The sequence below is a fragment of the Pseudoalteromonas sp. BZK2 genome, from assembly GCF_014349195.1.
Lineage (GTDB): Bacteria > Pseudomonadota > Gammaproteobacteria > Enterobacterales > Alteromonadaceae > Pseudoalteromonas > Pseudoalteromonas simplex.
Genome location: NZ_JACSOG010000067.1, coordinates 1 through 7,867, shown reverse-complemented (window position 1 = coordinate 7,867; position 7,867 = coordinate 1). Strand labels below are relative to the sequence as shown.

At 41.3% G+C, this 7,867-nt stretch carries 8 protein-coding genes and 1 tRNA gene; 2 read left to right on the top strand and 7 right to left on the bottom strand.

What is annotated here, in order from left to right; genetic code table 11:
• Positions 1-232: 232 nt before the first annotated feature.
• The 5 genes from ruvB to BIZ38_RS21380 form a co-directional block, all read right to left on the bottom strand.
• On the bottom strand, positions 233-1,237 hold the full coding sequence (ruvB, locus tag BIZ38_RS21400; protein ID WP_054553011.1) for a Holliday junction branch migration DNA helicase RuvB: 1,005 nt from the start codon (positions 1,235-1,237) through the stop codon (positions 233-235).
• 7 nt (positions 1,238-1,244) lie between these two features.
• Positions 1,245-1,865, bottom strand: a complete 621-nt coding sequence (gene ruvA / locus BIZ38_RS21395; protein ID WP_187491262.1) for a Holliday junction branch migration protein RuvA — start codon at positions 1,863-1,865, stop codon at positions 1,245-1,247.
• A 1-nt stretch (position 1,866) separates the two neighbouring features.
• A complete protein-coding gene (gene ruvC, locus BIZ38_RS21390) occupies positions 1,867-2,391 on the bottom strand; it encodes a crossover junction endodeoxyribonuclease RuvC (protein ID WP_054553009.1) in 525 nt (174 codons plus the stop codon).
• Positions 2,392-2,529: 138 nt separating this feature from the next.
• The gene (locus tag BIZ38_RS21385) at positions 2,530-5,031 is read right to left on the bottom strand and encodes an ABC transporter permease (RefSeq protein WP_187491261.1); all 2,502 of its coding nucleotides are present in this window, start codon (positions 5,029-5,031) and stop codon (positions 2,530-2,532) included.
• Complete coding sequence (locus tag BIZ38_RS21380; protein WP_187491260.1) at positions 5,021-5,740, bottom strand: ABC transporter ATP-binding protein; 720 nt, start codon at positions 5,738-5,740, stop codon at positions 5,021-5,023. The genes BIZ38_RS21385 and BIZ38_RS21380 overlap by 11 nt, the downstream gene beginning before the upstream one ends.
• Here BIZ38_RS21380 and BIZ38_RS21375 point away from each other — a divergent pair, their 5' ends adjacent.
• On the top strand, positions 5,741-6,358 hold the full coding sequence (locus tag BIZ38_RS21375; RefSeq protein ID WP_187491259.1) for an arylesterase: 618 nt from the start codon (positions 5,741-5,743) through the stop codon (positions 6,356-6,358).
• Positions 6,359-6,463: 105 nt separating this feature from the next.
• A tRNA-Pro gene (locus BIZ38_RS21370) sits at positions 6,464-6,540 on the top strand.
• A 491-nt stretch (positions 6,541-7,031) separates the two neighbouring features.
• On the opposite strand, the gene BIZ38_RS21365 is transcribed toward BIZ38_RS21370, so the two are convergent.
• Positions 7,032-7,319: a hypothetical protein gene (locus tag BIZ38_RS21365; RefSeq protein WP_138615727.1), complete on the bottom strand. Its 288-nt coding sequence runs from the start codon at positions 7,317-7,319 to the stop codon at positions 7,032-7,034.
• 114 nt (positions 7,320-7,433) lie between these two features.
• Entirely contained in the window at positions 7,434-7,748 is a 315-nt protein-coding gene (locus tag BIZ38_RS21360) for a hypothetical protein (protein ID WP_187491258.1), read from the bottom strand.
• Between the last annotated feature and the right edge of the window lie 119 nt (positions 7,749-7,867).

Genomic DNA, 7,867 nt, shown 5'->3' with positions numbered 1-7,867 from the left:
GTGGTTAGTGGTTAGTGGTTAGTGGTTAGTGGTTAGTGGTTAGTGGTTAGTGGTTAGTGGTTAGTGGTTAGTGGTTAGTGGTTAGTGGTTAGTGGTTAGGACAAAGTAAAACTAATATCATCTATAGCAAGCTTTTTGTTTAATTAAACAAAAATAAAAACACCCTCTCGATCAACTGATATCTAACTTCTGAAATCTAACTACTAAAAACCCCGCTTCGCGGGGTTTTTAGTTATTTTTCTGGCGTTAGCCCAAAGTGTAAATAAGCGATGTCTGAAACCAGGCGTCCGCGCGGTGTGCGTTGTATAAAGCCTTGTTGAATTAAAAACGGCTCTATCACATCTTCAATGGTTTCTTTTTCTTCACCAATTGCAGCCGCTAGGTTATCAAGGCCAACGGGGCCGCCCATAAATTTTTCGATAATAGCTAGCAAGTATTTTCTATCCATGTAGTCAAAACCGCTTTTATCGACATCAATCATATCGAGGGCTTGCTCGGCAACTGTAGCATTCACTTTACCGTCTGATTTCACTTGGGTGTAATCACGAACGCGGCGTAATAAACGATTAGCTATGCGAGGTGTACCACGTGAGCGCTTGGCGATTTCTGTAGCGCCTTCATCACACATGGTTAAGTCTAAAAAGCTTGCTGAACGGGCAACAATTTTTGAGAGGTCTTCAACTGAATAAAACTCTAATCGCTGTACGATGCCAAAACGGTCTCTAAGTGGTGAGGTGAGTGAGCCAGCACGAGTTGTTGCGCCAATTAAAGTAAATGGCGGTAAATCAAGCTTGATTGAACGTGCTGCAGGGCCTTCACCTATCATGATATCCAGCTGATAATCTTCCATTGCTGGATACAAAATCTCTTCGACTTGCGGGCTCAAACGGTGAATTTCGTCAATAAACAGTACGTCACCTTCTTCAAGGTTCGTTAAAAGTGCGGCTAAATCCCCTGCTTTTTCAAGCACTGGCCCCGACGTTGTTTTAATATTAACGTTAAGCTCGTTGGCAACAATGTTTGCAAGTGTGGTTTTACCAAGACCCGGTGGACCAAATATTAATAAGTGATCCAGCGCTTCGCCACGATGGCGAGCAGCCTCAATAAAAATTTCCATTTGCTGCTTAACATGCGGCTGGCCGGTGTAATCGGTTAACAGTTTTGGTCGTATGGCACGATCAACACTGTCTTCGTTACTTTGTTCACTCGCATCTATTAAGCGATCTGCTTCAATCATGGTTTACTCACAACATTGATTTTAGAGCTTCTTTAATTAGAACCTCGGTCGTCATATCTGGTTTGTTCACTGTTTTAACCGCTTTTTGTGCTTGCGGTAGCTTATAGCCTAATGCCACAAGTGCTGATACAGCATCATCAGCAGCATTATTTGCTACTAGGGTATCATCACTTGATGGCTCAATGACGGCATTATCGCTAAATGGTGTAAATAAGTCATTACCCCAATTTTTAAGCCTGTCTTTCATTTCGAGCACTAAACGCTCAGCCGTTTTTTTACCAACGCCCGGTAGTTTAACCAGTGTGGTCGCATCTTTATTATTAACACAACTTACAAATTGCTGCGCCGACATACCCGATAAAATAGCTAGACCAAGCTTTGGCCCTACACCATTAGCTTTTAAAAGCTCTCTAAATAAAGCGCGTTCGGTTTTGTTGTTAAAGCCAAATAATAGCTGGGCATCTTCACGTACCACAAAATGGGTATAAATAATCGCTTGCTCACCCACTGCCGGTAAATCATAAAAGCAAGTCATGGGCATTTGCACTTCGTAGCCTACACCACTTACTTCGATAAGAATTTCTGGTGGCTGCTTTTCAACAAGTAAGCCATTTAATCGACCAATCATATTACTTCCTTAATCGTCCTCTTACGGTTTTGCTCGCACTGCCCGCAAGTTTTATTAAATTTTGTTCTGAGTGTGCATGACAAATAGCAATTGCTAAAGCATCTGCGGCATCGGCTTGAGGGGTACCTGGCAGCTTTAAAATGTTTTTAACCATATGCTGTACTTGAGACTTATCGGCTCCGCCATTGCCTACAACGGCCTGCTTAATTTGCCTAGCTGAATATTCATAAACTGGCAGCTCTGCCATTGAAGCACCAACGATAGCAGCGCCGCGTGCTTGACCGAGCTTAAGCGCTGAGTCTGGGTTGTGTGCCATAAACACTTTTTCGATAGCAAAACTGTCTGGGGAGAATTGCTCTACCAATTGACTGATCCCTTGGTAAATCATTTTTAAGCGTATCGGAAAATCGTGATCGGCCAATTTAATGCAGCCACTGCCTAAATAAGTGAACTTAGCACCTTGGTGAGCAATCACGCCGTACCCTGTTAATCGTGAACCAGGATCAATCCCTAAAATAATCGCCAACTAACTGACTCGTCTATTATCATTATTATCTGCGGTTAATAATGCCAGAGCACTGTATAAATTACCAGTAACCAATTGCAATTCATAAAAAATGCCCGCAATTGCGAGCATTTTATAGTCAACCTTTAATTAAGACATTTACGCGAGCGAGCGTAATAAGCCTTGGGTATTTTTTCGCATTGTGCGGGCTATCATCAAATAACCTAAACATGCCACAAATAAGCCTCCGACTGCTGGGCCAATAACCCAAATATGAGGGTGGAACTTACCTGCTAAATCGAACATTTGTTTTTGCACTATTAACAGAGCGATGTCACTGACAATGGCAGCGACTAAACCTGCAGTAACGCCTAATAGTAAAAATTCATATAAGGTGGCATTTTTAATTAAGCGCCCTTTCGCACCTAAAGTTCGCAAAATAACAATCTCTTGCATTCGCTCACCCAAACTTGCTTGTACTTGTGAAATAAGTACTAAAGCGCCACAGGCAACCACAATCGCTAGTACAAAGCCAATCGCTAACGATACTTGCTCTATGGTTGAGCGAATTTGTTTAATGAAGCTTTCAACATCTATCACGTTAACCGTTGGGTATTGACGCATTAGCTCATTAAACTCACGTTTTTTCTCTGCTTTTACATTCACTGATGAAATATATGTAGCCGGGAAACTCGCTAGCACATCTGGGCTTAAAATAATAAAGAAGTTAGGTTTAAGCGTGGTCCAATTAACCTTACGTACACTGGTAATTTTTGCGTCAAACGACTGCGCGCCAATTAAGAAAGTAAGCGTATCGCCTATTTTTACATCAAGGCGCTCAAGCATCGACTCTTCGACCGATGCCTCAGCTACTGAGTCTTCACTAAACCATGCACCGTCGATAAGCTCGTTTTGATTAGGCAAGTCTTTACGCCAAGTTAGGTTTAACTCACGGCCAATACCAGAGCGGGCTTCTTCATCTTTCTTTTCGTTGTCTTCTTGTGATACTTCGCGGGCAACCAACTCACCATTGACGGCGTTTACACGGCCACGAACAACAGGATAGAAATCAGACGTTGGCATATCGTTTTGCGCTAAGAAGCTAGTTATAGGCTCTAACTCTTGCTCAGTAATGTTCACTAAAAATGAATTAGGGGCATTTTCAGGAAGCTGAGACTGCCAATCCGAGATCATGTCGTTCTTAAGTACAATTAAAAACAGTAATAACTTGATAGCCAAAGCAAAGCTAATTAATTGTACTGCATTCACATTGGCACGCTTTTGAATTGACGCAATCGCCAATGACCAACTATTGCCCGGACTCAAGCCAAGTTTGCGGCCACCACCAAAAATAACCTTTGATAAGCCAAATAACACCGCAATTAAAAATGCCGTAGAAAGGAACAAAATTGCACTAATTTTGATGTTGTTACTAAATAACCACATCAGTAAAAACACAGTAAGCGCCGACATAGTAAGGTGCACTTTACTTACTAATAAACGGTCGCCTAAGTTACGGCGAAGCACACGCAGCGGCGGAATATCAAATAAATCGAGTAGCGGTTTAATTGAAAACATAACCGCACAAATCACGCCCGTGCTAATTGCGATGATCCAAGGTTTTGCCGATGCACTTGGCAGTGCTGAACCCATGGTTTGTGCTAAATAATCAGTGGCAATCGCTTGTAAACCATAACCAATCAGTAAACCGACTATCACCGACATTGAACATACAAGGCTCAAATGTAATAAATAGATTTTACGGATCATAGCGCGGCTACCGCCAAGCGTTTTCATCATAGCAACTGGGTCGTACTGACGCTCACAATAACGTTTTGCCGATACCGCAATAGCAACAGCTGCTAAAATAATGCCAAGTAAACCAGCTAGCAATAAATAGCTTTCGGCACGATTTAAACTATTAGAAATAGGTGACTGGCGGTCTTTAACGCCATACCAACGCTGGTTTTCTTTCATTTGTGGTTTTAACCACGCATAAAAGGTATCTAAGTTGTCTTTGTCGCCAGCATAAAGTTGGCGGTAAAACACTCGGCTGCCGGGCTGAATTACCTCAGTCACAGCAATGTCTGCTTCATTGATTAAGATTCGCTGGCTGCTCGAGAACACATTAAAGGGTGCATCAGGCTCTTCGGCTACAACATGACTAGCCGTAAACGTAGCAGCACCAAGTTCTACTTTATCGCCCACTTTAATGTTTAGCGCATAAAACACAGATTCACTTAACCACACTTCACCACGACTTGGGATATCAGAAGTTACTTGTGGTTGACCAGTCAGGCTAGTTTTTACTTTTAACTCGCCTTTTAACGGATAGGTGTTTGATACCGCTTTTACCGAGCCAAGTTGCATTTCGTCACCGGCAAATAACATGGTATCGAAGTAAGTTATTTTAGCGGTGCGTAAGTTTTCTTGGTTGGCTTTATCTAAAAACTCAGCAGGTAAAGCATGGTTACTTGCTAAAACGCGGTCAGCGGCAATAAAGGCGCTGCTTTTTTCTTCAATACTTTGACCAATGCGGTCGGTAACCATAGACAGTGTTAAAACAGTGAGAACAGCTAAGGCTATTGCTGCACTGATCACTGTTAATTCGCCACGCTTAAACTCACGTGAAAACAGTTTTAGTGCTAATTTAGCCCACATTCGCTTGCACTCCTTCGTTTTCTTTAACAGTTACTAGCTGCCCTGCTTCAATATGTAAAATTTGCTGGCACTTTTGTGCAAGCTGCTCATCATGGGTTACTAAAATAAGTGTCGTGCCGTGCTCTTTATTTAGCTCAAATAATAGAGACTCAATTAACTTACCGTTTTTGCTATCAAGGTTTGCTGATGGTTCATCGGCAAATAAGATTTTCGGTGTGCCAATAAATGCACGCGCAATTGCTACACGTTGCTGCTCACCACCAGATAATTGCGATGGGTAATGGCCAACACGATGACTTAAGCCTACCTTATCAAGTAACTCAAGGGCTTGTTGTTTAGCATCTTTGCTACCCGCAAGTTCTGCCGGAAGCATTACATTTTCAAGAGCTGTTAAGCTTTGTACAAGCATGAAAGACTGAAATACAAATCCTACTTTTTCAGCGCGAAGTGCTGCGCGTGCTTCTTCATCTAATTCGTGTAATGCGGCTCCGTCTAAATGAATACTGCCTCCAGTTGATTGGTCAAGGCCCGCCAATAAACTTAATAAAGTAGACTTACCCGAACCAGAGGTGCCCACCACGGCAACTGAGTCACCTGACTTGACATTAAAGCTGATGTCACTGAGGATGGTCAGGTCGCCCTCAACCGTGGTGACCGTTTTAGAAAGTCCTTTAACTTGAATGATGTTTAATTGAGAAAGCGCTGACATATGATGCATCCAATCCTACGTTTTATATTCGTTTTACTGTTAGTAATCAAACCACTTACGGCAGCAGCTGACAACACAATTTTAATTTTAGGTGACAGTTTAAGCGCCGCTTACGGTCTTAAACAAGAGCAAGGCTGGGTTAAATTGTTACAAGATAAGTACGATGAAAAAGACCAATCTGTATACCTAGTAAACGCCAGTATTAGCGGTGAAACCACAGGCGGTGCTCTAAGGCGACTCGACGCGTTACTGAGCGAATTTGAACCCACTCATGTACTCATTGAGCTTGGCGGAAACGATGGTTTACGAGGTTTCCCTATTAAACGCCTGCAAGCTAACTTACGTGATTTAATTGCAAAAAGCCAAAAAATTGGGGCGAAAACCGCCGTAATGGAAGTGCAAATTCCACCAAACTATGGCCCGCGTTACACAAAACTTTTCACCGATAGCTTTAAAACCATTGCCGATGAAACAGATTCTAAGCTCATGCCCTTTTTCATGCTCAGTATTGCAGGCCGCCCTGAACTTATGCAAAACGATAACCTGCACCCTAATGCCGATGCCCAACCATTAATACGCGACTTTATGTACAAAACGATCAACGATTGGCTAGACTAACCTCTAGCCCATTGATTTAATGTGGATTACCTGAACAATAAACAGGCAATCGAACTGCGGGGATATTGATTTTTATAAAAAAAGCCGTACTATGGCTTGAAACGTCGGCATATAGCGCAGCTTGGTAGCGCACTGTCATGGGGTGTCAGGGGTCGCAGGTTCAAATCCTGCTATGCCGACCATCTTTCTACACTCTATTCAATAAGTTACTGAACTTATCTATTTATTTTATCGCACCTTAAATATATATTCCTTTATTCATATCGCACATTTATCACACCATATTAATCTAAATTTATTTTGTCATTTTTAGGTTAGATTAGGTGTTGATTGTCGTTATATATAGTAAGGCAGCTAATGGCACCTTTGTTACCTTCCCAAAGATAGAATTTTATAAAAGCTTTTCAGATAAATAATGTGTAATAGACGGGCAATGAATTATAACAACTTATACATGACCTTTTGCTTTTAGCAATTAGGTTAGAAATGCTCCTGACTGATAGGTTTGAGCGAGAAGCAGACGGCCACTCTAACACGCTTTTGGACAAAAACACGTTAGAGTATTTAATCAGTAACGCCCGAATAATGGGCGGATTAGCTTGGCTATACTTAGCGAAGAATGAGCGCCAGCCAAGCGTGAGACGTCCATTATTAATTCGTTTGTTATGTAACGTTACCACGAAAAATGACTTACAGCTTCTTTATAGGAGGCTAACGCTTTGTATACAGCAAGTTTTACTCTCAACTTTTTGTAAAATACTTGATAGCAAAATACAGGTAAGAACCACACCACTAAAAGTAATACTTGAATAAAAAGAAGTACAAAAACAAATTCGTTGTAAATGCCATCTAACAAGAAGAAAGTTAAAACAAGTAAATTAAGCCCGACAAAAAGCCAGATACCCCAACGTGCATCTTTTATGAGTTCTCTTAATTCTTTGGTTTGACTCGGAGCTTTCACTTTCTTTAGTTACATAACGCCCCAATAATAAGTGAACCAAAAGCTGGCGGGCGATTTGCTCAGCAAATGGCATGACATGCCTTGGTGAATCTGATTCATTGTCTAGTTATATGGCTACTTAGCTAAACCAAAACCAACAATTATTAGTAATGAAAATATTAAGCCACCTAAGAGAATGTCCCATATTTTTGATAACACTCTAATGTGAAAATGCCTGAATTTCCGTATTTCAGGTGAGTTTTTACGCGCCATTGCTAATTCAATATAAGGCTTCAAACGTTTGCTGTATTCAACCTTATCTCTTTTAAACTGGGTAGCGGTTGTTTCATTATCTGATATGTAACGTTCAAAGTTACTAAAGTTAACCTTGATAGCCTCTACCTCTTCAAGCTCAACTTGATTGAGATATTTCTTCCATTCATCTTCCATCGACTACATTCCCTGAAAGCCATATAGACATAATGACTCCCACACGGTGCTAGCCTCCGCTTTTCGTGGGTTAGCTTAATACAAAGCCAGAGCCATAATTAGTTTGTCAAATAACTAAA

What these genes read in the sequence shown, in the direction of transcription:
- ruvB (WP_054553011.1), bottom strand. Translation starts at nt 1,237, where the DNA reads ATGATTGAAGCAGATCGCTTAATAGATGCGAGTGAACAAAGTAACGAA.
- ruvA (WP_187491262.1), bottom strand. Translation starts at nt 1,865, where the DNA reads ATGATTGGTCGATTAAATGGCTTACTTGTTGAAAAGCAGCCACCAGAA.
- BIZ38_RS21385 (WP_187491261.1), bottom strand. Translation starts at nt 5,031, where the DNA reads ATGTGGGCTAAATTAGCACTAAAACTGTTTTCACGTGAGTTTAAGCGT.
- BIZ38_RS21380 (WP_187491260.1), bottom strand. Translation starts at nt 5,740, where the DNA reads ATGTCAGCGCTTTCTCAATTAAACATCATTCAAGTTAAAGGACTTTCT.
- BIZ38_RS21375 (WP_187491259.1), top strand. Translation starts at nt 5,741, where the DNA reads ATGATGCATCCAATCCTACGTTTTATATTCGTTTTACTGTTAGTAATC.
- BIZ38_RS21360 (WP_187491258.1), bottom strand. Translation starts at nt 7,748, where the DNA reads ATGGAAGATGAATGGAAGAAATATCTCAATCAAGTTGAGCTTGAAGAG.